This is a genomic window from Pseudomonas viridiflava (assembly GCF_900602065.1).
Lineage (GTDB): Bacteria > Pseudomonadota > Gammaproteobacteria > Pseudomonadales > Pseudomonadaceae > Aquipseudomonas.
This window is the reverse complement of the sequence record NZ_UWFN01000120.1, coordinates 1-309: the sequence shown is the minus strand read 5'-3', so window position 1 is coordinate 309 and position 309 is coordinate 1. Positions and strand designations below refer to the sequence as shown.

Sequence of the window (309 nt, the reverse complement as noted above, 5' to 3'; positions counted from 1 at the left end):
GGTCATGCTCACCGCCGGTGATGAAAATCTTGCTGCCAGTGATCTTGTAGGAACCGTCAGTCTGCGGCTCGGCCCTGGTGCGGATGATGCCCAGGTCGATACCAGCGTGGGCTTCGGCCAGGCACATCGAACCGCACCAGACGCCCGAATACATGTTCGTCAGGAATTTGGCTTTCAACTCTTCGGTGGCATGGGTGTTGATCGACACGCAGGCACCCGACGTCAGCATCGGGTACAGGCCGAATGCCAGACTGGCGGAATTGAGCATCTCCTCGACCTGAGCCGAGACCACCTTGGGCATGCCCATGC

At 59.5% G+C, this 309-nt stretch carries 1 protein-coding gene; it reads right to left on the bottom strand.

Features of this window, described 5'->3' with window-relative positions; all coding sequences use genetic code 11:
* Nucleotides 1-309, bottom strand: a 309-nt coding sequence (locus EE949_RS08240; protein ID WP_346773483.1) for an acyl-CoA dehydrogenase family protein, incomplete at both ends; no start/stop codon positions are given.